Here is a 22,271-nt window from a genome sequence, read left to right on the forward strand (position 1 = left end):
CAGTCAGAGCGGGAGAGGTCAGATGAAAGAGTTTGCCAGCAAGATCCACGCCTTCGGCAAAGCGCTGATGATGCCGATTTCGGTGATTGCCGCCGCCGGCATTTTCCTTGGTGTGGCGGCGGCGTTGCAAAATCCGGCGATTACCGGGGAGGCCTTCGCCAGCATGCAGACGCCCCAGCTGATCATTGGCTTTATCCGTAAGGTCGCCGGGGCGCTGTTTGCTAACCTGCCGCTGTTCTTTGCCGTTGCCAGCGCCATTGGCCTGGCAAAAGCGGAGAAACCGACGGCCGCCTTTGCCGCGGTGATAGGTTTCATCGCTATGCACGTGGGCGTTAGCGCCACGCTAGCCGCCAAGGGTCTGACCGCTGCCACCACCACACCCGCCGCGCTCCAGCAGCAGGGCATGGACCAGACAGCAGCGATGATGACCTCGGCGGAATATATCCCGATGCTCGGTATCTTTACCTACAACATGAGCGTGCTGGGCGGGGTGATTGCCGGGCTGCTGACGGTGGCGATCCATAACCGCTGCTACACCACTCAGCTGCCGACCGCCATCAGCTTTTTCGGCGGGCGGCGCTTTGTGCCGATTGTCACCGTGCTGGTGCTGCCGCTGGTGGGCGTGCTGCTGGCGTTAATCTGGCCGACGATTGGCGCCGGGATTGCCTGGGTCGGGGAGCTGATTGGCAAAAGCGGCCAGTACGGCGCATTGCTCTACGGTACCAGTGAACGCCTGCTTATCCCGACCGGGTTACATCACATCCTCAATGAAACCGTGCGCTTCACGCCGATTGGCGGCATTGCCACGGTAGACGGGCAGACGATTGTCGGCGCGCTGAACATCTTTAACACCTCACTGACGCATCCCGGCTCGGTGCCGGATGCCACGGTGCAGGAGGCCACGCGTTTCCTCGCCCAGGGTAAAATCCCGGTGATGATGTTTGGCCTGCCCGCCGCCGCGCTGGCGATTTATCACTGTGCGCGACCGGAACATAAACAGCGGGTGAAGGCGCTGGTAATGGCCGGGGCGCTCACCTCGTTTACCACCGGGATCACCGAGCCACTGGAGTTCTGCTTTATCTTTGTCTCGCCGGTGCTCTACATCCTGCACGCCCTGCTGAGCGGGCTGTCGTTTATGCTGATGTCGCTGATGCACCTGATGATTGGCAACATTCAGGGCGGTGCGATTGATCTGGTGGTGTTCGGCATTCTGGGCGGCAGCAAAACGGCCTGGTGGTGGAGCGTGGTGCTCGGGCTAATCTACGTGCCGATCTACTACTGCGGCTTTAAATTCATCATCCTGCGGATGCGGGTGGAAACCCCGGGGCGAGAATCCGGGCAGGAACCGCAGCAGGAGACCGTTGCCGCCGACGAGCGCACCCGCGTGATTATCAGCGGGCTGGGTGGGAAGGCCAATATAGAGGACGTCGATTGCTGCTTCACCCGTCTGCGCGTGCGCGTTAAGCAGATGAACGAGGTAGTGGACCAGACGCTGATGAGCACCGGTGCCAATGGCGTAAATCGCGTTAGCGATCGCGATGTGCAGGTGATTTATGGGCCGCAGGTAGAGAAAATAGCCAGCGAGGTGAAAAGTGCGCTGGGCGTGGCATGAAGTCGCGTTTTTGGCTCTCAGGCTGTTACTATTAGCCAAAATTTACCAATAAAATAACCATTATGGATATCAAGCAGCTCATCTACCTGTGCAACCTCGAGCGCGAGCGCCACTTTGGCCGAGCCGCAGAAGCCAGCTTTGTCAGTCAGCCCACGCTTTCGATGCGCCTGAAAAACCTGGAAATTGAGCTGGGGCTGTCGCTGATTAACCGCAGCAATAACTTCGACGGCTTCACCCCGGAAGGGGAGCGTGTGCTCTCGTGGGCGCGGGAGATCGTCTCCGTCTATCAGGGCTTAAAGCTGGAAGTTGAGTCGTTGAAGCACGGGGTTAACGGCACGCTGCGCATCGGCGTGGTGCCCCAGTGCAGCATCTCGCTGCCGGTGATGCTGAAGGCGATTAGCGAGCGCTATCCGCAGCTGGATTACCGCGTGGCGGTGCTGAGCGCCGATCAGCTGCTGGAAGCGCTGAATAGCCATACGGTGGATGTCGGCATTGGCTTCTTTGAGCTGTCGACGCTGCGCGAACTGCATTTTCAGGCAGAAACGCTGGCGGATAATGGCGTGGAGCTGCTGTTTCATCCGCAGCATTTTCCGCAGTTGAACGGCACTGAGCCGCTGACGCTGCCAGAGATCGCCGCGCTGCCGCTCTGTCTGGCCGATCAAACCCGCTATTTTCGCCGCTATGTTGACGGGCATTTCCGCGAAGCCGGGCTGGAGCTGCGCGTGGTGCTGGAGACCACCTCAGTATTTCAGCTGCTGCAGGGCGCGCAGGTGGGCCTGGGCTGCCTGATTTCTCCCGTCGGGCATCTGATCGCGGGGATGAGCGGTGAGCTGAGCCGCCGCGCGGTGGCGATGCCGCCGATGTCACGCCAGGCTGCGGTGGTGATCGCCGAGCCTGGTCGCGCCACTCCGCTGGCACAGCATTTCTTCGATGAAGTACGGCGCTGGCTGATGGGCTGAGCTAACGCGCTGCCGTGCTGCCCAGGCCCTGCATAAGGCGGTTGCCCCAGCTGGCGTTGGCCACGCTAAGGATTATCGCAAACACTTGCGCGGTACTCAGCCCGGCCTCTTTCAGCGGTTGCACGTGCGCCGCGTTAACCCGCTCGGGCGAGCGCGTTAGCTGGGCTGCCAGCTGGATTACCGCCTGCTGCTGCGGGTCAGCCAGCGCCAGCGCGTGATCGACACTCGCCTGCAGTGCATCACGCAATTCGCCCAGCGCTAAGCGGCCAAAGCAGGCAGCACTGCCGTTAATCCTTGCGGTCACTGCCGCCGCCAGCGTGGCCTGCGGCGAATGACGGATTTCAGACAGTGCCTGCAGCAGGCTCGCCCAGCCGTACAGGGTTTTGCCGTCGTGCGCGAACAGCCAGGCACCGGCTTCCAGCTCGGCTATCGGCTGACAGAAAGTCAGGGCCTCTAACTGATCGGTTGCGGCGTAACGCATTTCGAGCGGCGGCAGGCTGGGCTGCCACTCTGCCGCGGTGCTGAACAGCTCGGGGTCCGCGTCTGCAGGCACCGTTACGCCCGGCATCCAGCGCACGGGCAGCGCCAGCAGGGCATGAATTCCGGCCACCACGCGTGCCTGGTAGCTGACAAAGCCAATAATCTGGCTGAGCGTGACAATATCCGACGCACTGAGCCCCACATCATCCAGATGCTGTACGGCAGCGGCGTCAATCAACGTTGGCTGGCTGGCAAGCTGGCGGGCATACTCGGTGATTTGCGTCAGGCGGCGATTGCTCTCACGTGATGAATCCGGCCCAGGCAGCGGGTTAAGCCGCGCCGCATAGTGATTACACAGGCGCTGAACGCCGGTAACCTGCGCCACCGTCAGCGCGCTGCTCAGTCGGTCATACAGCGTAAGCGTGTGGGTCAGGCTGGTGGTTAATTCGTTGGGGAACAGGATCTGATAGAGATCGCGGGAGGCCAGCAGTGCGGGCTGCACCTGCTGCAAAGTGGGGATCAGGTCGCCCTCGACCTGCTGCGCCAGACCAAGCAGGAAACGGTCTTCAATAGTGGCAGCTTCGGGCACCAGCGGCGCGCGCTGCGCGGGCAGGCTGGTCTGGGTTTCATGATACCAGTGGTTGTTGCCGGTAAAGCGGCGCTGTTCCATGATCATTCCTTTTCAATTACGGCACGGGTATCCTGGCGTAAGCGCTAAAGCGAAAGAAATAATGTTCGGTGCTATCAAATAGCTGGATGGCATAAGCGGTGCCGTCGTAGGGGCGAGGCATGCCTCGCCCTGGTCAGCAATTGCCGGGTCAGGCATGCCTGACCCCTACGGGTAGGAGGTTAGCGGTCTTTACGCCACGCGTCGGCGGTCAGCGCTTCACCGAAGTGGCTGGAGATCAGGCGTTTGGTGAGATCGTGCAGCGGGCAGGCCAGCACGTCGGCGGTGCTGCCGCGCTCCACCACTTCGCCCTGATGCATCACCAGCAGCTTGTCGCTGATATGTTTCATCATACCCAGATGCTGCGTGACGTAGATATAGGCAATACCGTGCTTGTCCTGCAGCTCCAGCATCAGATTGATCAGCTGCGAGCGCATCGACATATCCAGCGCCGCCAGCGCTTCATCCGCCACAATCACCTTCGGCTGTAAAATCAGCGCGCGCGCCAGGCCGATGCGCTGCTTCTGACCCGGGGCCAGCATGTGCGGATAGTAGGAAGCGTGGTCGCGCAGCAGCCCGACCTGGCGCAGCGTGGCGATAATACGTTTCTCGCGCTCATCTGCATTCAGCTCGGTGTTGAGGCGCAGCGGGAAATCGAGGATCTGGCTGATGCGCTGGCGTGGATTCAGGGAGGTCGACGGATCCTGGAATATCATACGAATACGCTGACTGCGATAGCCGTAATCGCCATACTCCAGTGGACGATCGTCAATCACTATTTCGCCGGATGAGGGGGCAATCATCCCGCTCAGCATTTTCGCCAGCGTCGATTTGCCCGAGCCGTTTTCACCGATAATCGCCAGCGTCTGGCGCTCGCGCAGGGTGAAGCTGACATCCTTCACCGCCTCAACATGCTGGCGGCGGAACAGCCCGGTGCGGTAGCGGTAGGTTTTGCTCAGGTTGCGCACTTCCAGCAGCGTTTCAACCATTACTGACTCTCCATATTCAGCGGGAAGTGGCAGGCAAACATATGACTCTTCGACCCGGTTAAGCGCGGGGTCTCAATACAGGTTTTCTGGGCATAAGGGCAGCGCGGGCCCAGGCGGCAGCCAATCGGCAGGTGTTCAAGCGAGGGGATGGCACCCGGCAGCGTATTGAGTCGGCTCTTATGCGGCAGCGAACGGCCAAAGTCCGGCATTGCGCGGATCAGCGCCTGAGTATATGGGTGATGCGGCGCGCTAATCAGCTCGTCGCTGAGCGCGGTTTCCACCGTCTGCCCGCAGTACATCACGTTAATTTTATCCGCCCACTGGCTCAGCATCTGCAGGTCGTGGCTGATCAGCAGAATAGTGGTGTTATTGTTTTGGTTGAGCCGGGAGAGCAGGCGGAAAATCTGCGCCTGGGTGGTCGGTTCCATGGCGTTTGTTGGCTCATCGGCAATCAGCAGGCGCGGCTGATTCGCCAGGGCGATGGCAATCATCACCTTCTGGCACTCGCCGTCGGTCAGCTCATACGGGAAGCTGCTCATAATATCTTTATGATCTTTGATGCCAACGCGGTGCAGCAGCTCAATGGCGCGGCGATGGCGCCAGCCAAAGCGCTGATACCAGCGGCCTTTCCACGTCCAGCCGGGGATCGCCTGCTTGATCTGAGTGCCGATACTTTCCGACGGGTCAAGGCACGACTGCGGCTCCTGGAAAATCATCGACACGTTATGACCGACAATTTTACGCCGTTCACGCGGCGTCAGGTGCAGCAGGTCGATGTCGTTAAAGCGCATGCGGTCAGCGGTGATGCGCCAGTTATCCTTGGTGACACCGCAGATCGCCTTGGCGATCAGGCTCTTGCCCGAACCGGATTCTCCCACCAGCCCGCGCACTTCACCTTCGCTCAGCGTGATGCTGACCCGGTCGACCGCTTTTACCGGCCCTTCGGAGGTCATAAATTCTATCGTCAGGTTACGAATATCGAGCAGCGGCATTATTCAACTCCCGCAACGATGGCCCGGCGTGCGCCGTCACCCAACAGGTTAACAATCAGTACACTAAGCATAATCGCTGCGCCCGGTAACATCACGGTCCAGGGAGCAACATAAATCAGCTCCAGCGAATCGCCCAGCATCGCGCCCCACTCCGGGGAGGGGAGCTGCGCACCGAGGTCGAGGAAGCCGAGTGCGGCGATATCGAGGATCGCCATCGACAGCGCGCGGGTAAATTCGGTCACCAGCAGCGCCAGAATGTTAGGCAAAATGGCATACCAGAGAATATCCAGGCTGCTGGCGCCGTCGAGACGCGCGGCCACCACGTACTCTTTTTCCAGCTCATCATGCACCGCGCTGTAAATGGCGCGCACCAGGCGCGGCAGAATGGCCAGGAACACCGCCAGCATCGCATGTTCCAGCCGTGGACCCATAAAGGCCACCACGATGATAGCCAGCAGCAGAGAGGGGATCGACAGCAGCGTGTCGAGCACGTGATTCATCACCGCCGAGCGCAGGCCGTGCGTCAGCCCGGCCAAAACGCCAAGCACCATCGCGCACAGCGCCGCCGCCAGCGTGACCACAATCGCGGAGCCGACGGTCGGCGCCGCGCCGCTCAGCAGGCGGCTGAGCAGATCGCGCCCCAGATCGTCCGTACCGAGAAAGAACGAAACATCGCCATAGCGTGACCATGAAGGCGGCAGCAGCTGGAAGCCGAGAAACTGCTGGTCGAGGCCGTAAGGCGCCACCAGCCCGCCAAAAATGCACAGCAGCAGCAGCGCGATAAAGCCATAGAAGCCAATCATCGCCGTGGTATCGCGATAGAACAGCCCCCACGTGTGGCGCAGCGGGCTGGGCGGCCGCTTCTCGGAGTAGATATTATCTGAGGGCATACCATTCCTTATGCTTCAGCGGGTTTGTCATGGCACCCAGAATATCGGAGAGCACGTTCACGGCGATCACCAGAGCGCCAACCACCATCACGCCGGCGGAAATCGCCGCATAATCCTGCTGGCGAATGGCGTTAATCAGCCAGCGGCCGAGGCCTGGCCAGCTAAACACCACTTCAGTAATCATCGCCAGCGTCAGCATGGTAGAGAATTGTAGCCCGAGACGCGGGATCACCGGCGGCAGGGCATTATGCAGTACGTGACGGCGTATAACGGTGAAGCGCGACAGCCCGCGCGTGGCGGCGGCTTTCACATAGTTCTGCTCCATCACCTCGCGGGTGCTGATGCGCAGCAGGCGGATCACCTCAGTGGTGGGTGCCACGGCCAGCGCGGTAACCGGCAGGATCATATGCTTAAGCGCGCTGATAATCATCTCATGGCGCCACGGCGAGTCCGTCAGCCAGGCATCAATCAGTGCGAACCCGCTGATGTGCTGCACCGGATAGAGCAGGTCAAAGCGCCCGGACACCGGCAGCCAGCCGAGATTAAGCGAGAAAAACAGCGTCAGCAACAGCGCCAGCCAGAACACCGGCAGGGAAAAGCCGAGCAGGGCCACGGCGCTGATGGCTTTATCCTGCCATTTGTTACGCATCACCCCGGCGACAATACCCAGCGGAATACCGACCAGCAGTGCCAGGCTGAAGGCCATAAAGCACAGCTCCAGCGTGGCGGGGAACACTTCACGCAGCTGCAGATTAATCGACTGACCGTTAATACTGGACACCCCGAAATCCAGCTGCACGATGCCTCTGAGCCAGAACAGCAGCGCATCCCACAGCGATGCGCCCTGCAGCGGCGCATGCGGCGTGAAATAGCTCAGGCTGAAGCCAACCAGCGTCAGCATAAACATCGTGACGATAAACAGCACCAGGCGGCGCAGCGTATAGATAATCACGGCGATTTCTCCTCACCACTTTCGCGGTGGACACCCGCAAAGGAAGCATTACCAAACGGGCTAAGCACCAGGCCTTTGATATCGTGGCGGTAGGCCTGCAGGCGCAGCGAATAGGCCAGCGGCAGCACCGGCAGCTCCTGCGACAGCAGCGCCTGGGCGCGATCGTAATAGTCGATGCGGTTAGCAAGCTGCTGTGACAGCAGGGCCTTATGCAGCAGCTCATCAAACGCCGAGTTACACCAGTGGGCAAAGTTGGTCTGTGAGGCGATGGCCGCGCAGCTCAGCAGCGGGCGGAAAAAGCTGTCCGGGTCATTACTGTCGGTTGCCCAGCCGGTCAGCGTCAGGTCGTGGTTATTCTCCATCAGCCTGGCTTCCTGGAAGCGCCCCTCTACCTGCACGATGGTCACTTTAACGCCAACCTGCGCCAGATCGGCCTGAATCAGCTCGGCGGTTTTCAGCGGGCTGGGGTTCCAGGACTGTGAGGCAGAAGGCACCCACAGGTTGAGGTGCAGGTTCTCAATGCCCAGCGCCTTTAGCTCTTCACGGGCTTTCTGCGGATTATAGGGCGTGACGCGCGCATCGGTATCATAGGCCCATGAAGCGCGCGGCAGAATCGAGGCTGCGGTCTCGGCGGTGCCGTAATAAATCGACTCCATCAGGCGTTCATTGTTGATTGCCAGCGCCAGCGCCTGGCGCACCTGTGGACGATCGAGCGGCGCTTTGCGGGTATTAAAGGCCAGATAGGCGATGTTCATGCCCGGGCGCAGCGTCAGGCGCAGGCGCGGGTCGTCACGCAGAATAGAGAGCTGGCTGGCGGCTGGGTAGGCCAGCACGTCGCACTCGCCGGTCAGCAGCTTGGACAAGCGCCCGGTGCCGCCCGCTGCCATATCGACCACCACCTGCGCCATGCGCGGCTGGCCTTTCCAGTAAGCGTCATTGCGCTGCAGGCGAATGTACTGTCCGCTGCGGTAATCATTCAGCATAAACGGACCGGTGCCAACGGGCTCGCGATCGAGCTGCTCCTGGCGATCAATTTTGCTCAGCCGATCGGCATACTCGGCTGACAGCACCGGCGCGTAATGGGTGGCAAGGTGCCAGAGGAAGGACGCATCCGGGCTGTTAAGGCGGATTTCTACCGTATCCTTATCCAGCTTCTTCACGCTCTGCACCGCATCGGAAAATTGCAGGCTGTCAAAGTAGGGGTAGCTGCCGCCGTTGACGTTGTGCCACGGGTGCTTGCGGTTAAATACGCGCTCGAAGCTAAACACCACGTCATCGGCATTCAACGGGCGGCTGGGTTTGAACCAGGCGGTGTGCTGGAAGGCCACGTTGTGACGCAGGTGGAAGCGATAGGTGGCGCCGTTATCCAGCACTTCCCAGCTCTCTGCCAGCTCGGGGATCAGGCGATAGGTGTAGGGATCGACGTCAAGCAGGCGGTCATACAGCTGGGCGGCGAGGGTATCCACCACCAGCCCACCGCTGGCCATCTGCGGGTTAAAAGTATTCATTACGCCGTTAACGCAATACACGAAGCCGCTCTGGCGGATATCACCGGGCGTTGCGGACCAGGCCGGGGCGCTTAGCACGCTCAGGCTCAGAAGCAGAGTGGAGATTAGTTTGCGCATAACTCTTCTGAAAATTCAGGCAATAAACACAGTGTACCGCACTCTCAGGCTGCACCCAAAGTTTGCTGCATAGTGGCGGGGCGATTCCGCTATATTAATAAGCACATTAACCAGAGGGTGTTGAAAATACGCACAAAGTTGTTATGGAAATGAGAAAGATTCTCAACAAAATGCTTTACAAGCAAGACTGAGAATGATTATTATTCCCCTGCGCTTCACCGGTGGCTCTGCCGCTGAAGAGCACGACATTGCTCACATTGCTTCCAGTATTTTTAGCCCACCCTGCGTGGGCTTTTTTTTGCCGTAAAACCAGGGTCGGGCATGCCCGACCCCTACGAGGGTGCGGCACAATACCGTAGGGGCGATGGCATGCCCGACCCCAGCGAAGGTACGGCGCAACACCGTGGTGCGACGGCATGCCCGCCTCCTGTGAGGGTGCGGCGCAACACCGTAGGGGCGATGGCATGCCTCGCCCGCCGTTAATTATGATGGATTCAAATCGTGTTTCTTCAGCATGGCGCGCAGCTGATGATAGGTCACGCCCAGCAGCCCGGCGGCGCGTTTCTGATTAAAGCGCGCCTGCGCAAGGCTTTTCTCCAGCAGCGCTTTCTCCTGTTCGTGCTGCCAGCGGCGCAGATCCAGCGGCAGCGCGGGCAGGGCGTCCGCGGCGGGCTCCTCCAGCGGGATAGGCGCAGTGCGCTCGAACGGATTGATAATGATGTTATCCAGCGGTTCCTCAATGCTGGCGTGGCGATACACCGAGCGCTCCACCACGTTTTTCAGCTCGCGCACGTTGCCCGGCCAGCCGTAATCCAGCAGGCGCTGTTCAGCCGCCGGAGAAAAACCGGGAAACAGCGCCAGCCCCAGCTCGCGGCACATCTGAATGGCGAAGTGCTGCGCCATCACCAGAATATCGCTGCGCCTTTCGCGCAGGGGCGGGAGCTGCACCACGTCGAACGCCAGGCGGTCGAGCAGGTCGGCACGGAATCTCCCTTCCTGCGCCAGCTTCGGCAGGTCGTCATTGGTGGCGCACACCAGCCGCACGCTGACCTGCAGCGGCTGGCTGCCGCCGACGCGCTCCAGATGACCATATTCAATCACCCTCAGCAGCTTCTCCTGCACCAGCATCGGCGCCGTTGCCAGCTCGTCAAGAAACAGCGTACCGCCGTCAGCGCGTTCAAAGCGGCCAAGATGGCGTTTCTGCGCGCCGGTAAAAGCGCCGGCCTCGTGGCCGAACAGCTCCGAATCCAGCAGGTTTTCATTGAGCGCGGCGCAGTTGAGCGAAATAAACGGCCCCTGCCAGCGGTCGGATAAATAGTGCAGACGGCTGGCGATCAGCTCTTTGCCGGTGCCGCGCTCGCCAATAACCAGCACCGGCTTATTCAGCGGCGCGAGGCGGGAAACCTGCTCCAGCACTTCCAGAAAGTTGTTTGATTCACCGAGCAGGGCATCAGGATTTTCGCTCATCATTAATTTCACCAGGTGTTAGTGATAAAAACCACTTTAGCCGCTGTGGCTGAGGGTGTAAAGCCGCCCGGCCCAGTAAAATCAGCAACATAAAAACTGGCACGCTATTTGAATAGTAATAACTCACAGCGCAATATCCTTTGTGCCGACAACTGACTGAAGAGGATTTCGATAATGGGTATTTTTTCTCGCTTCGCCGACATCGTGAACGCCAACATTAACTCGCTGCTGGAAAAAGCAGAAGATCCGCAGAAGCTGGTGCGCCTGATGATTCAGGAAATGGAAGATACGCTGGTTGAAGTGCGTTCCACTTCTGCCCGCGCGCTGGCTGAGAAAAAACAGCTGCTGCGCCGCATTGACCAGGCTGAAAGCCAGCAGGCGGAATGGCAGGAAAAAGCTGAACTGGCACTGCGCAAAGAGAAAGACGACCTGGCGCGCGCTGCGCTGATGGAAAAACAGAAGCTGACCGATCTGATTGCCACGCTGCAGCAGGAAGCCACTCAGGTAGAAGAGAGCCTGGCGCGTATGAAAGGTGAGATTGGTGAGCTGGAAAGCAAACTGAGCGAAACCCGCGCCCGCCAGCAGGCATTGACCCTGCGTCATCAGGCCGCTTCCTCCTCACGTGATGTGCGCCGCCAGCTGGACAGCGGTAAAATTGATGAAGCGATGGCGCGCTTTGAATCGTTTGAGCGCCGCATCGATCATATGGAAGCCGAGGCCGAGAGCCACAGCTTCGGCAAGAAGAAAACGCTCGATCAGCAGTTTGCCGATCTGCAGGCCGACGATGAAATCAGCGAGCAGCTGGCCGCGCTGAAAGCAAAAATGAACCGCAGCGAATAATGTAACGGGCCACGAAAGTGGCCGGATAACCTATGCTTAACCCGCAAGGAGAGTGAATGAGCGCGTTATTTTTAGCCATCCCCCTGACGATCTTCGTGCTGTTCGTGGCACCGATCTGGCTCTGGCTGCACTACAGTAATCGTCGCAGCGGCAGCGCTGAGCTGTCGCAAAATGAACTGCAGCGTCTGCAGCAGTTGACCCAGGACGCACGCAAAATGCGCGAGCGCATTCAGTCGCTGGAAGCTATTCTCGACGCTGAGCATCCGAACTGGAGGCAGCCATGAGTAAGAACAAACTGTATCGCATTCCGCAGCAGGGCAAGCTGAAAGGCGTCTGTGCCGGGATTGCCGATTACCTCGGTATTCCGGTGCTGCTGGTACGCGTGATTGTGGTGCTGTCGATGTTCTGCGGGCTGTTTATCTTTACCCTGATTGCCTACTTCGCGCTGGCGGCGGTGCTCGACGAAATGCCGCTCAGCGTGCAGGGGCAGGATAAACCGCTGAGCGCCCATCAGCTGCTCGATGAGCTGAGTGCAGAACTGAATGGCGGAGAGCAGCAGCTACGTGAGGTTGAACGCTACGTGACTTCTGAAACCTTCAGCGTGCGCAGCCGCTTCCGTCAGCTGTAATACTAAAACCGGTCTTCAACGGAGAAATACGATGCGCCAATGGCAACGACATGCCCCGGCCCTGAAAAAGGCAGGTAAGTTTATTCTGATTAATGCGGTCACCTATGGCCCGGCAGGCCTGAGCGGCTGGGCGGTGAAATCCGTTGCCCGCAGGCCGCTGAAAATCCTGCTGGCCTGGGCACTTGAGCCGCTGGTGCGGCGCGTAATGAAGCGCGCGACCGCTCGCTGGGTCAAACCGACCCGGTAAAGGATTGTGCGGTGCTGGCCTGATGTTACGATAATGGAATAACTCGCAATAAGGATGGCAACCCCACAGATGAAAAGACTGCAAAATGAATTACTTTCTCTGGTCAATCGCGGCGTGGATCGCCATCTGCGCCTTGCGGTTACCGGCCTGAGCCGCAGCGGAAAAACCGCTTTTATCACCTCTCTGGTTAATCAACTTCTCAACGTTAACGCCGGTGCGCGCCTGCCGATGTTTTCCGCCGTGCGCGAACAGCGTCTGCTGGGCGTGAAGCGCGTGCCGCAGCGCGATCTCGGCATGCCGCGCTTCACCTACGATGAGGGGCTGGCGCAGCTGTATGGTACGCCGCCAAACTGGCCCACGCCGACGCGCGGCGTCAGTGAAATGCGTCTCGCGCTGCGCTATCGCTCGCGCGATTCCCTGCTGCGCCATTTTAAAGACGCTTCAACCCTGTACCTGGAGATCGTCGACTATCCCGGTGAATGGCTGCTCGACCTGCCGATGCTGGCGCAGGATTACCTGAGCTGGTCGCGTCAGATGACTGGCCTGCTGCAGGGCGACCGCGCAGCCTGGTCCCAGCGCTGGCAGCAGCTGTGCGCCGATCTCGACCCGTTAGCGCCCGCCGATGAAAACCGTCTGGCAGAGATCGCCGCGGCCTGGACCGAATATCTGCAGCGCTGCAAGCAGGAGGGGCTGCACTTTATCCAACCGGGGCGCTTTGTGCTGCCGGGTGAGATGGCGGGCGCCCCGGCACTGCAATTTTTCCCATGGCCGGCGGTGGATGAGGGCGGTGAAACGCGCCTGATGCAGGCCGATGCCTCCACCAATATCGGCATGCTGCGCGCGCGCTACCAGTACTACTGTCAGCACGTGGTGAAGGACTTCTATAAGAATCACTTTCTGCGCTTCGATCGCCAGATCGTGCTGGTGGACTGCCTGCAACCGCTCAACAGCGGGCCGCAGGCGTTTAACGACATGCGCCTGGCGCTGACCCAGCTGATGCAGAGCTTCTCCTACGGGCAGCGCACGCTGTTTCGCCGCATGTTTTCTCCGGTGATCGACAAGCTGCTGTTCGCCGCCACCAAATCCGATCACGTCACCGCCGACCAGCACGCCAATCTGGTCTCGCTGCTGCAACAGCTGGTGCAGGATGCCTGGCAGAATGCTGCCTTTGAAGGCATCACCATGGACTGCGTGGGGCTGGCATCGGTGCAGGCCACCCAGAGTGGGCGCGTCGATCATCAGGGCGAGAGCATCCCGGCACTGCGCGGTCACCGGCTGGCGGACAATGAGCCGCTGACGGTCTATCCGGGTGAAGTGCCGCCGCGCCTGCCTGGCAATGCATTCTGGCAGCAGCAGGGGTTCCACTTTGAACAGTTCCGTCCGCAGGATCTGGATGTCGATCGTCCTCTGCCGCATATCCGCATGGATGCGGCACTGGAATTTTTACTGGGAGATAAACTGCGATGAACGCACCGATTAAACCACGCATTGATTTTGCCGCACCGTTAAAAGAGGACGCGGCCGCGCCGCTGCGCCCAACCCAGGCCTTTGCCGCGCAGCAGGATAATTTCGTGGTCGTCGATCCAGAGCGCGAAGCCGAAGAAGAGGGCGCAGGCGAGCAGGCCGTCGAAGCCGCACTGCGCCCGAAGCGCAGCCTGTGGCGCAAAATGACCATTGCCGGGCTGGGGCTGTTTGGCGTCAGCGTGGTGGCGCAGGGCATACAGTGGATGCATCAGGCCTGGGTGACGCAGGACTGGATTGCGCTGGGCGGCGGCGCGGCGGGCGCACTGGTCGTTGCGGCCGGAGCCGGATCGCTGATAAGCGAATGGCGGCGGCTCTATCGCCTGCGTGAACGTGCGGAAGAGCGCGACGTGGCGCGGGAGCTGCTGGCCAGCCACGGCATCGGTAAAGGGCGCGCATTCTGTGAGAAGCTGGCCAGCCAGGCCGGACTGGATGCCGGTCATCCGGCGCTTCAGCGCTGGCAGGCCTCCCTGCATGAAACCCATAACGATCGCGAAATCGTCGCGCTCTATGCGCAGCTGGTGCAGCCGGTGCTCGACCGCCAGGCGCGCCGGGAAATCAGCCGCTATGCCGCTGAGTCAACGCTGATGATTGCCGTCAGCCCGCTGGCGCTGGTGGATATGGCATTTATCGCCTGGCGCAATCTGCGGCTGGTGAATCGTATTGCCGCGCTGTACGGCATTGAACTTGGCTATTTCAGCCGTATTCGCCTGTTCCGTCTGGTGCTGCTCAATATCGCTTTCGCCGGTGCGTCTGAACTGGTGCGCGAAGTCGGCATGGACTGGATGTCACAGGACATTGCCGCCCGGCTCTCAGCCCGGGCGGCGCAGGGAATTGGCGCCGGGTTGTTGACGGCACGCCTCGGTATTAAAGCGATGGAGCTGTGCCGCCCGCTGCCGTGGCTGGAAGGGGAGAAACCACGCTTAGGTGACTTCCGCCGCGATTTGATCGGCCAGCTGAAAGAGAGCATGCAGAATAGCGGCAAAAGTGACAAATAAGCTCAGGATTACAGCGACTGTCAACATTTCCTGACAGACTTCTTTTGGAGCTACAAAGGATAGCGTATTATTTCGCAATCATTTATCGGCTGTATCGGGCGAGGCATGCCTCGCCCCTACGCAATCATTAGTAGGGGCCAGGCATGCCTGGCCCGTTAAGCTTGATAACGCGCGAATTGTTATGATCACACTAAAGGTTAATACGCATGCGTCTTGAAGTCTTTTGCCAGGACCGAATCGGTCTGACCCGCGAACTGCTGGATCTGCTGGTCGAGCGCAGCATCGACCTGCGCGGCATCGAAATCGCCGCCATTGGCCGCATCTATCTGAATTTTTCCAGCGTCAGCTTCGACCAGTTCAGCCAGCTGATGGCAGAAATTCGCCGCATACCCAGCGTGACCGACGTGCGTACCGTCTCTTACCTGCCTTCCGAACGTGAACATCGTGCCCTGAGTGCGCTACTGGTGGCGCTGCCGGAGCCGGTATTCTCCATCGATCTGAAAGGCAAAGTTGAGCTGGCGAACCCGGCAGCGCAGACGCTGTTCGCCCTGAATGAAGAGAAGATGCGTAACTACAGCGCCGGTTCGCTGATTAGCGGCTTCAACTTCCAGCGCTGGCTGGAGAGCGAGCGCATCGAAGCGCAGGCGCATCACGTGGTGCTGCAGGGGCGCGACTTCCTGATGGAGATCACCCCGATTCATGCCCAGGATGAAGAGGGGGGAACGCCGGGTCCGGTTGGCGGCGTGGTGATGCTGAAATCCACCGCGCGTATGGGCCAGCAGCTGCAGAACCTGGCGGTCAATGATGACAGCGAATTCCAGCATATTGTCGCCGTCAGCAGCAAAATGCGTCAGGTTATCGACCAGGCGCGCAAGCTGGCGATGCTCGATGCGCCGCTGCTGATCGTCGGCGATACCGGCACCGGAAAGGATATGCTGGCACGCGCTTGCCACCTGCGCAGCGCGCGCGGCAAAAAGCCGTTCCTCGCGCTGAACTGCGCTTCGCTGCCGGACGACGTGGCGGAAAGCGAACTCTTTGGTCACGCTGCCGGGGCCTACCCGAACGCGCTGGAAGGTAAAAAGGGCTTCTTCGAGCAGGCCAGCGGCGGTTCGGTGCTGCTGGATGAGATTGGGGAAATGTCGCCGCGCATGCAAACCAAGCTACTGCGCTTCCTTAATGACGGCACCTTCCGCCGCGTTGGGGAAGAGCATGAGGTGCACGTCGATGTGCGGGTGATCTGCGCGACGCAGAAAAACCTGATGGAAATGGTGCAGCGCGGCGAATTCCGCGAGGATCTGTTCTATCGTCTCAACGTGTTAACCCTTAATCTGCCGCCGCTGCGCGACCGCCCGCAGGATATCCTGCCGCTGACCGAAATGTTTGTGGCGCGCTTTGCCGACGAGCAGGGGGTGGCAAGACCGAAACTCTCCGCGCAGCTCAATGCCTTCCTGACCCGCTACACCTGGCCTGGCAATGTGCGTCAGCTGAAGAACGCGCTCTATCGTGCATTAACTCAGCTGGAAGGTTACGAATTGCGCCCGCAGGATATCGTGCTGCCGGAGTATGCGATGGAGCTGCCGCTGGGGGATGATGCGATTGAAGGGTCGCTGGATGAGATCACCAGCCGCTTTGAACGTTCAGTGCTGACGCGCTTATATCTTTCGTATCCAAGCACGCGCAAGCTGGCGAAACGACTCGGGGTTTCACATACGGCGATTGCCAATAAGCTGCGGGAATATGGGCTGAGCCAGAAGAAGAGCGAAGCGGAATAGGCCGTGATTGTCGGGTAAACGGGCCGCTCGAAAAAGAGGATCGGCCCCTACAATTCGGGCCGATCGAAAAAGAGGATCGGCCCCTACATTTTTAATTGAGTGATGCCAGGGCGGCATCGTAATCCGGCTCGGTGGTGATCTCGTTCACCATCTGGCTGTAGATAACGTTATCTTTTTCATCCAGCACCACAACGGCGCGCGCAGCCAGGCCTTTCAGCGGGCCATTAGCAATCGCCACGCCATAATCCTGCAGGAATTCGTTGCCGCGCAGCGTGGAGAGGGTCACCACATTGCTCAGGCCATCAGAGCCGCAAAAACGCGACTGGGCAAACGGCAGATCGGCAGAGATGCATAACACCACGGCATTGTCGACTTCACCCGCCAGCTGGTTGAATTTACGCACTGAAGCGGCACATACGCCGGTATCAATGCTCGGGAAGATATTCAGAACTTTGCGCTTACCCGCGTAGTTTGACAGAGAAACTTCGGAAAGGTCTTTGGCCACCAGGGTGAACGGTTTTGCGCTCTGGCCCGGCGTTGGCAGCTGGCCGTCAACGGAAACCGGATTGCCCTGAAAGTGTACGGTCTGAGACATAATCTATCCTTTTAATGTTAATGGTGTTTAACCTGGTCCAGTGTATGCCATGCTTGAGGTGTGCGACAGTTTAATATCCGTCATGCTGTCCAATTATAATGAAATCAGGGAGCTGAGTATGAGAGCAGTCAAGGTCTACCCGGAAAGCTGGCCGTTGCACAGCCCGTTTGTCATTGCCCGCGGCGCGCGCAGTGAGGCGGGCGTGGTGGTGGTCGAACTGGAAGAGGATGGCATAAAAGCCGTTGGTGAGTGCACCCCTTATCCCCGCTATGGTGAAAGTGAAGCCTCCGTACTGGCGCAAATTACTCAGCTGCTTCCCGCGCTGCAACAGGGGATGGATCGCGCCCAGCTGCAGCGAAGCCTGCCCGCAGGGGCGGCACGCAATGCCCTCGACAGCGCGCTGTGGAACCTGGAAGTGCAGCGTACGCAGCGCAGCCTGTGGCAGTTAACCGACAGCGCACAGTCACAGGTGATTGAGATGGCGCAGACCGTCAGCATCGACGGGCCGGAAATGATGGCCAGCAGCGCGCTGGCGCTGTGGGAGAACGGCGCCAGGCTGCTAAAAATCAAACTCGACAATCATCTGATTACTGAGCGGCTGGTGGCGATCCGCAGCGCGGTGCCGCAGGCGACGCTGATTGTCGACGCTAACGAATCCTGGCACGGCGAAGGGCTGGCAGCGCGCTGCCAGCTGCTGGCCGACCTCGGGGTGGCGATGCTGGAGCAGCCGCTGCCTGCGGGTGATGATGCGGCGCTGGAAAACTTTATTCATCCCCTGCCGATCTGCGCTGATGAGAGCTGTCATACCGTCGACAGCCTGCCTGCACTGCGCGGCCGCTATGAGATGGTGAATATCAAACTAGATAAAACCGGCGGCCTGACCGCCGCGCTGGAGCTGGCCGCCGCCGCGCAGGCGCAGGGATTCGCCATTATGCTCGGCTGTATGCTGTGCACCTCACGTGCGATCCGCGCCGCGCTGCCGCTGGTGCCTCAGGCGCGCTTTGTCGACCTCGATGGCCCCACCTGGCTGGCGGTGGATGCCGACCCGGTATTGCCGTTCAGCTGCGGGCGCATTGAGCTGTCACGGCTGCCAGCTGAGTAAATCCACCAGGGCGCCGAGATACTGTTCGGTGGCCGCGTCGGCGGAAATCGGCGGGAACTCTGCCGTGATGCATGGCATATCCAGATCGGCGCACCAGCTGCCAAACGAACCCGGCGTGGCATAGCCCACGCTGGTGACCAGCGGCAGGCCGGTTTTGCTCGCCAGCCAGTGCCCGAGCGGGCTGCTGTCCGGGTCTTCAATACAGGCCAGCGGCTCGTGGAAGCTGACAATCCACGCCGGGGCAATCTGGTGGATCAGCTGGCACAGCGCTTTGGTTTCCGGTTCGGACGCGGCGAAATCCCCGGTCGACAGCTGGACATCGCGCTCGTCGGCCGCACTATTCCAGCGGTAAACCGTGTCACCGGGCTGCCAGTTGGCGGCAGGAAAATTACGATTCAGGTCAACCCCGTTAGCATTGGCGCGTAAGCCAAGCTGGCAGCCATCCGGATTTACCGCCAGCACCACGTGGTGACGGCGGTGGCTGTCCTGCAGCGTGCGCATAGCGCATGAGAGGGTGACCACGGCGGCGTTCTCATCGCCGTGCGTACCGGCGAGGATCAGGCCACTCTCTTCATCCGCCATGGGCGCCGGGAACCACAGCAGCGGAGCACCCAGTACCGACTGTCCATAAGGTTGCGCCACGGCATCAAGACGACCGCGCAGCGGTCTCGGGTGAAGTAACGACATCTGCAGTGCTCCAGTTATTTAGTCAGTGATTAAGCTAGCACATTGCCCGCCAGCCTTCATCGCTCACACAATGAATAAAATACTATTTACGCTGTAACAATCTGCGTTACAGTCAGCCGTGAAAATAACCCGGCCGCACATCACGTTACGTTGCTTGCAAGGATACCGTTATGAGGAAATCGTCCCCCTTTGCGCTGGCTGCTTTAGCGCTGGTTATCAGTTCTGTTACGCATGCTGCCGATGTTCCGGCGGGAACGCAGCTGGCCGCGCGCCAGGAAATTGTCCGCCACATTAAAGATGAACCGGCTTCTCTCGATCCGGTAAAAGCGGTCGGGCTGCCGGAAATTCCGGTGATCCGCGATCTGTTTGAAGGTCTGACAAATCAGGATGCCAATGGGAAAATCATTCCCGGCGTCGCCACCGACTGGCAGACCAACGATAACAAGACGTGGATTTTCACGCTGCGCAAAGATGCCCGCTGGTCAAATGGTGACACTGTCACCGCCGCCGACTTCGTTTACAGCTGGCAACGTCTGGTTGACCCAAAAAACACCTCCACCTTCGCCTGGTTTGCTGAACTGGCGGGTATCGAGAATGCCGGGGCGATTATTAAAGGGCAGATGAGCCCGGATAAGCTTGGCGTCAGCGCGATGGATGCCACCCATCTTAAAGTGACGCTCGACAAGCCGGTTCCCTATTTTGCCAGCCTGACCGCCAACTTTAGCCTGTTCCCGGTGCCGCAAAAAGTGGTCACGCAGTACGGTGACCAGTGGACCAAAGCCGGAAATCTGGTTGGCAACGGGGCCTATCAGCTGCAAAGCCGCGTGGTTAACGAGAAGCTGGAACTGGTTCGCAACCCGCACTACTGGGACAACGCCCATACGGTGCTGACTAAAGTCACCTTCCTGCCGATTAGCGAAGAGTCCAGCGCCACCAAACGCTACCGCGCCGGGGATATTGATATCACCGAATCCTTCCCAAAAGAGCTGTACGGCCTGCTGAAAAAGCAGATCCCGCATGAGGTTTACACCCCGGATCAGCTCGGCACCTATTACTATGCCTTCAATACCCAGAAAGGCCCGACCGCCGACGTGCGCGTGCGTCAGGCGCTGAGCTGGAGCATCGATCGTAAAATCATCGCCGGAAAAGTGGTGGGAACGGGGGAGAAGCCCGCCTGGCATTTCACGCCGGATGTGACGGCCGGATTCAAGCCGAAAGCCAGCTTTATTCAGCAGCACAGTCAGGAAGAGCTGAATGCCCAGGCTAAGGCGCTGCTGGCAGCGGCGGGCTATGGTCCGACGCACCCCCTCAACCTGACCCTGCTGTATAACTCTTCCGAAACGCACCAGAAGATTGCCATTGCCGTGGCCTCGATGTGGAAGAAAAACCTGGGCGTCAACGTCAAGCTGCAGAACCAGGAGTGGAAAACCTATATCGACAGCCGCAACAGCGGCAATTTCGATGTGATCCGCGCTTCCTGGGTAGGGGACTATAATGAGCCGTCTACCTTCCTCAGCCTGCTGACATCCACGCACAGCGGCAACATTGCACGTTTCAAAAGCAGCGAGTACGACGCGCTGATGGCGCAGGCCAGTCGGGAAACTGATGACAGCGCCCGCAACGATGATTACAACCGCGCCGAGCAGATGATCGCCGACCAGGCGCCGATAGCCCCGATCTATCAGTACACCAACGGCCGCCTGATCAAACCTTATGTTCAGGGCTACCCGATGACTAACCCCGAAGACGTGGCTTATAGCCGCACCCTGTATATCCTGAAACACTGACCGCCGGAAAAAGCAGCAGTTCACGCTGCTGCTTATCCCATTGGTTTACGGGTCTCACCCGCATAATTGCCCTATCGCGAACAACCCGGTATCCACGATGAAACTGATCTGCCTGCTATCCCTTACCTTGCTCCTCAGCGGCTGTGCCGTAAAACGCTATCCCGCGTCGCCACCGGTCAGTACGGTGCAGGCCGACCAGCTCGACTGCCGCGGCATTCAGCAGCAGATCGCCGCGCAGCAGCAGGTGCAGCAGAAAATCGATAAAACCGGCGAATTTGACGGCCTGACGGTGGTAGGCGCCGCGCTCGACTTTGGCATCGGTAACGGCATTGCCAAAAGCCGGGCGCAGAAAGCCGCTACCGTGCGGGCGCAGCAGCTACAGCAGCTGGCACAGGCGAAGTGCCACGCGGCGACCTGAGAAAGAGAACCCACAAATCACGAGAGCTGTATCACAGTTCCGCCGCGCCGCGCTTGAGGCGGCGGGATTATGGATTATCGTGTCATCACTGGATTGTTACTGCATTTAAGCAGGCAAAACCTGACCGCTGGAACGTCTCCGGCCGTCAGGTTTTTTTGTTTTCAGGCCGGGAAATGAAAATAGCGAAAGTACTTAATAATAATGTGGTGATCATCCACGATGCGCAGGGCCACGAACAGGTGGTGATGGGGCGCGGGCTGGCGTTTAAAAAACGCAGCGGCGACGATCTCGATCCCGCGCTGGTCGAGAAGACCTTTGCACTGAAAAGCCAGCAGCTGAGCGGGCGGCTTAGCGAACTGCTGTCCGAAATTCCGCTGGAGGTGGTGATCGCCAGCGAGTGCATTATTGTTCAGGCCCGCCAGCAGCTGAAGGCCCCGCTGCATGAGAGCCTGGCGATTGCGCTGACCGATCATGTGAACTTTGCACTGATGCGCCATCAGCAAAACTTGCCGATCCGCAACGTGTTGCAGTGGGAGATCCGCAGCCTCTATCCGCAGGAGTACGCGCTGGGGCTGGCGGCGCTGGATATTATCGAACAGCGCCTGCAGGTTCGCCTGCCGGATGATGAAGCCGGTTTTATCGCGCTGCACCTGGTTAACGCCCAGCTGGGCAGTGAGATGCCAGCGGTCATGCATATCACCAAATTTATGCAGGAGATCCTGCATATCGTGAAATATCAGCTGCAGCTCGATTATCAGACCGAGGCGCTGAGCTATAATCGGTTTGTCACCCATCTGAAGTTCTTTTCCCAGCGTATGCTGGGTAAACGCGGGGTCTACAGCGACGATGAATCACTGCACGACGTGGTGCGCGACCGTTATCCCGCCGCCTACAAGTGCGTTGAGAAGATTGACCGACACATAATGAAAAACTATCAGTACACGCTGGGCAGCGAAGAGCGGATGTTTTTGACCATCCACATTGAGCGCGTCAGGAAAGAGACGCTGTCGCTAAAGGATGAGCCGGACGAAGCGTAAAAAGGC

Annotated in this window: 22 protein-coding genes; 13 read left to right on the forward strand and 9 right to left on the reverse strand. The window is 59.4% G+C overall.

Features of this window, described 5'->3' with window-relative positions:
- Positions 1 to 22: 22 nt before the first annotated feature.
- Complete coding sequence (locus ID864_RS03140; protein ID WP_099754198.1) at positions 23 to 1,612, forward strand: PTS transporter subunit EIIC; 1,590 nt, start codon at positions 23 to 25, stop codon at positions 1,610 to 1,612.
- 62 nt (positions 1,613 to 1,674) lie between these two features.
- Positions 1,675 to 2,571: a LysR family transcriptional regulator gene (locus ID864_RS03145; RefSeq protein ID WP_191149383.1), complete on the forward strand. Its 897-nt coding sequence runs from the start codon at positions 1,675 to 1,677 to the stop codon at positions 2,569 to 2,571.
- A gap of 1 nt (position 2,572) precedes the next feature.
- On the opposite strand, the gene ID864_RS03150 is transcribed toward ID864_RS03145, so the two are convergent.
- The 7 genes from ID864_RS03150 to pspF all read right to left on the reverse strand — a co-directional run bounded on the left by ID864_RS03150 (position 2,573) and on the right by pspF (position 10,636).
- Entirely contained in the window at positions 2,573 to 3,721 is a 1,149-nt protein-coding gene (locus tag ID864_RS03150; RefSeq protein WP_099754196.1) for a CMD domain-containing protein, read from the reverse strand.
- Positions 3,722 to 3,900: 179 nt separating this feature from the next.
- On the reverse strand, positions 3,901 to 4,707 hold the full coding sequence (gene sapF / locus ID864_RS03155; protein ID WP_048915975.1) for a putrescine export ABC transporter ATP-binding protein SapF: 807 nt from the start codon (positions 4,705 to 4,707) through the stop codon (positions 3,901 to 3,903).
- The gene (sapD, locus tag ID864_RS03160) at positions 4,707 to 5,699 is read right to left on the reverse strand and encodes a putrescine export ABC transporter ATP-binding protein SapD (protein WP_048915976.1); all 993 of its coding nucleotides are present in this window, start codon (positions 5,697 to 5,699) and stop codon (positions 4,707 to 4,709) included. The genes sapF and sapD overlap by 1 nt, the downstream gene beginning before the upstream one ends.
- Entirely contained in the window at positions 5,699 to 6,589 is an 891-nt protein-coding gene (sapC, locus tag ID864_RS03165; protein ID WP_099754195.1) for a putrescine export ABC transporter permease SapC, read from the reverse strand. The genes sapD and sapC overlap by 1 nt, the downstream gene beginning before the upstream one ends.
- Positions 6,576 to 7,541 (reverse strand): putrescine export ABC transporter permease SapB, encoded by a 966-nt coding sequence (gene sapB / locus ID864_RS03170; protein ID WP_099754194.1) that lies wholly within the window; start codon positions 7,539 to 7,541, stop codon positions 6,576 to 6,578. The genes sapC and sapB overlap by 14 nt, the downstream gene beginning before the upstream one ends.
- Entirely contained in the window at positions 7,538 to 9,166 is a 1,629-nt protein-coding gene (gene sapA, locus ID864_RS03175; RefSeq protein ID WP_048915979.1) for an ABC transporter substrate-binding protein SapA, read from the reverse strand. The genes sapB and sapA overlap by 4 nt, the downstream gene beginning before the upstream one ends.
- A 483-nt stretch (positions 9,167 to 9,649) precedes the next feature.
- On the reverse strand, positions 9,650 to 10,636 hold the full coding sequence (pspF, locus tag ID864_RS03180) for a phage shock protein operon transcriptional activator (protein WP_048915980.1): 987 nt from the start codon (positions 10,634 to 10,636) through the stop codon (positions 9,650 to 9,652).
- A gap of 171 nt (positions 10,637 to 10,807) precedes the next feature.
- On the opposite strand from pspF, the gene pspA reads away from it, so the two are divergent.
- The 7 genes from pspA to tyrR all read left to right on the forward strand — a co-directional run bounded on the left by pspA (position 10,808) and on the right by tyrR (position 16,639).
- Positions 10,808 to 11,473: a phage shock protein PspA gene (gene pspA / locus ID864_RS03185; protein ID WP_099754193.1), complete on the forward strand. Its 666-nt coding sequence runs from the start codon at positions 10,808 to 10,810 to the stop codon at positions 11,471 to 11,473.
- Positions 11,474 to 11,529: 56 nt separating this feature from the next.
- A complete protein-coding gene (gene pspB / locus ID864_RS03190) occupies positions 11,530 to 11,757 on the forward strand; it encodes an envelope stress response membrane protein PspB (protein ID WP_048915982.1) in 228 nt (75 codons plus the stop codon).
- Entirely contained in the window at positions 11,754 to 12,101 is a 348-nt protein-coding gene (gene pspC / locus ID864_RS03195; protein ID WP_048915983.1) for an envelope stress response membrane protein PspC, read from the forward strand. The genes pspB and pspC overlap by 4 nt, the downstream gene beginning before the upstream one ends.
- Positions 12,102 to 12,132: 31 nt before the next feature.
- Positions 12,133 to 12,348 carry a phage shock protein PspD gene (gene pspD, locus ID864_RS03200; protein WP_048915984.1) on the forward strand — a complete coding sequence of 72 codons (216 nt, stop codon included), beginning with the start codon at positions 12,133 to 12,135 and terminating at the stop codon, positions 12,346 to 12,348.
- 69 nt (positions 12,349 to 12,417) lie between these two features.
- Complete coding sequence (locus tag ID864_RS03205; protein WP_099754202.1) at positions 12,418 to 13,815, forward strand: YcjX family GTP-binding protein; 1,398 nt, start codon at positions 12,418 to 12,420, stop codon at positions 13,813 to 13,815.
- Complete coding sequence (locus tag ID864_RS03210; RefSeq protein ID WP_048915985.1) at positions 13,812 to 14,867, forward strand: YcjF family protein; 1,056 nt, start codon at positions 13,812 to 13,814, stop codon at positions 14,865 to 14,867. The genes ID864_RS03205 and ID864_RS03210 overlap by 4 nt, the downstream gene beginning before the upstream one ends.
- Positions 14,868 to 15,073: 206 nt before the next feature.
- Complete coding sequence (gene tyrR, locus ID864_RS03215) at positions 15,074 to 16,639, forward strand: transcriptional regulator TyrR (protein WP_048915986.1); 1,566 nt, start codon at positions 15,074 to 15,076, stop codon at positions 16,637 to 16,639.
- Positions 16,640 to 16,730: 91 nt separating this feature from the next.
- On the opposite strand, the gene tpx is transcribed toward tyrR, so the two are convergent.
- On the reverse strand, positions 16,731 to 17,234 hold the full coding sequence (gene tpx, locus ID864_RS03220) for a thiol peroxidase (RefSeq protein ID WP_048915987.1): 504 nt from the start codon (positions 17,232 to 17,234) through the stop codon (positions 16,731 to 16,733).
- 118 nt (positions 17,235 to 17,352) lie between these two features.
- On the opposite strand from tpx, the gene ycjG reads away from it, so the two are divergent.
- On the forward strand, positions 17,353 to 18,336 hold the full coding sequence (gene ycjG, locus ID864_RS03225; RefSeq protein ID WP_191149384.1) for an L-Ala-D/L-Glu epimerase: 984 nt from the start codon (positions 17,353 to 17,355) through the stop codon (positions 18,334 to 18,336).
- Here the strand turns inward: ycjG and mpaA are convergent.
- Positions 18,316 to 19,023 (reverse strand): murein tripeptide amidase MpaA, encoded by a 708-nt coding sequence (gene mpaA / locus ID864_RS03230; protein ID WP_099754192.1) that lies wholly within the window; start codon positions 19,021 to 19,023, stop codon positions 18,316 to 18,318. The two genes, ycjG and mpaA, sit on opposite strands and share 21 nt — an antisense overlap.
- A gap of 170 nt (positions 19,024 to 19,193) precedes the next feature.
- Here mpaA and ID864_RS03235 point away from each other — a divergent pair, with 170 nt between their 5' ends.
- The 3 genes from ID864_RS03235 to licT all read left to right on the forward strand — a co-directional run bounded on the left by ID864_RS03235 (position 19,194) and on the right by licT (position 22,265).
- On the forward strand, positions 19,194 to 20,810 hold the full coding sequence (locus ID864_RS03235) for an ABC transporter substrate-binding protein (protein WP_099754191.1): 1,617 nt from the start codon (positions 19,194 to 19,196) through the stop codon (positions 20,808 to 20,810).
- A 97-nt stretch (positions 20,811 to 20,907) separates the two neighbouring features.
- A complete protein-coding gene (locus ID864_RS03240; RefSeq protein ID WP_187498032.1) occupies positions 20,908 to 21,228 on the forward strand; it encodes a hypothetical protein in 321 nt (106 codons plus the stop codon).
- A gap of 173 nt (positions 21,229 to 21,401) precedes the next feature.
- The gene (licT, locus tag ID864_RS03245) at positions 21,402 to 22,265 is read left to right on the forward strand and encodes a BglG family transcription antiterminator LicT (RefSeq protein ID WP_191149385.1); all 864 of its coding nucleotides are present in this window, start codon (positions 21,402 to 21,404) and stop codon (positions 22,263 to 22,265) included.
- Positions 22,266 to 22,271 lie beyond the last annotated feature (6 nt).

Origin of the sequence: Erwinia aphidicola, from assembly GCF_014773485.1 — a bacterium.
Taxonomy (GTDB): domain Bacteria; phylum Pseudomonadota; class Gammaproteobacteria; order Enterobacterales; family Enterobacteriaceae; genus Erwinia; species Erwinia aphidicola.

Excerpts from the sequence above, each read along its gene's own strand:
- ID864_RS03140 (WP_099754198.1), top strand. The coding sequence starts at position 23 with ATGAAAGAGTTTGCCAGCAAGATCCACGCCTTCGGCAAAGCGCTGATG.
- ID864_RS03145 (WP_191149383.1), top strand. The coding sequence starts at position 1,675 with ATGGATATCAAGCAGCTCATCTACCTGTGCAACCTCGAGCGCGAGCGC.
- ID864_RS03150 (WP_099754196.1), bottom strand. The coding sequence starts at position 3,721 with ATGGAACAGCGCCGCTTTACCGGCAACAACCACTGGTATCATGAAACC.
- sapF (WP_048915975.1), bottom strand. The coding sequence starts at position 4,707 with ATGGTTGAAACGCTGCTGGAAGTGCGCAACCTGAGCAAAACCTACCGC.
- sapD (WP_048915976.1), bottom strand. The coding sequence starts at position 5,699 with ATGCCGCTGCTCGATATTCGTAACCTGACGATAGAATTTATGACCTCC.
- sapC (WP_099754195.1), bottom strand. The coding sequence starts at position 6,589 with ATGCCCTCAGATAATATCTACTCCGAGAAGCGGCCGCCCAGCCCGCTG.
- sapA (WP_048915979.1), bottom strand. The coding sequence starts at position 9,166 with ATGCGCAAACTAATCTCCACTCTGCTTCTGAGCCTGAGCGTGCTAAGC.
- pspF (WP_048915980.1), bottom strand. The coding sequence starts at position 10,636 with ATGATGAGCGAAAATCCTGATGCCCTGCTCGGTGAATCAAACAACTTT.
- pspA (WP_099754193.1), top strand. The coding sequence starts at position 10,808 with ATGGGTATTTTTTCTCGCTTCGCCGACATCGTGAACGCCAACATTAAC.
- pspB (WP_048915982.1), top strand. The coding sequence starts at position 11,530 with ATGAGCGCGTTATTTTTAGCCATCCCCCTGACGATCTTCGTGCTGTTC.
- pspC (WP_048915983.1), top strand. The coding sequence starts at position 11,754 with ATGAGTAAGAACAAACTGTATCGCATTCCGCAGCAGGGCAAGCTGAAA.
- pspD (WP_048915984.1), top strand. The coding sequence starts at position 12,133 with ATGCGCCAATGGCAACGACATGCCCCGGCCCTGAAAAAGGCAGGTAAG.
- ID864_RS03205 (WP_099754202.1), top strand. The coding sequence starts at position 12,418 with ATGAAAAGACTGCAAAATGAATTACTTTCTCTGGTCAATCGCGGCGTG.
- ID864_RS03210 (WP_048915985.1), top strand. The coding sequence starts at position 13,812 with ATGAACGCACCGATTAAACCACGCATTGATTTTGCCGCACCGTTAAAA.
- tyrR (WP_048915986.1), top strand. The coding sequence starts at position 15,074 with ATGCGTCTTGAAGTCTTTTGCCAGGACCGAATCGGTCTGACCCGCGAA.
- tpx (WP_048915987.1), bottom strand. The coding sequence starts at position 17,234 with ATGTCTCAGACCGTACACTTTCAGGGCAATCCGGTTTCCGTTGACGGC.
- ycjG (WP_191149384.1), top strand. The coding sequence starts at position 17,353 with ATGAGAGCAGTCAAGGTCTACCCGGAAAGCTGGCCGTTGCACAGCCCG.
- mpaA (WP_099754192.1), bottom strand. The coding sequence starts at position 19,023 with ATGTCGTTACTTCACCCGAGACCGCTGCGCGGTCGTCTTGATGCCGTG.
- ID864_RS03235 (WP_099754191.1), top strand. The coding sequence starts at position 19,194 with ATGAGGAAATCGTCCCCCTTTGCGCTGGCTGCTTTAGCGCTGGTTATC.
- ID864_RS03240 (WP_187498032.1), top strand. The coding sequence starts at position 20,908 with ATGAAACTGATCTGCCTGCTATCCCTTACCTTGCTCCTCAGCGGCTGT.
- licT (WP_191149385.1), top strand. The coding sequence starts at position 21,402 with ATGAAAATAGCGAAAGTACTTAATAATAATGTGGTGATCATCCACGAT.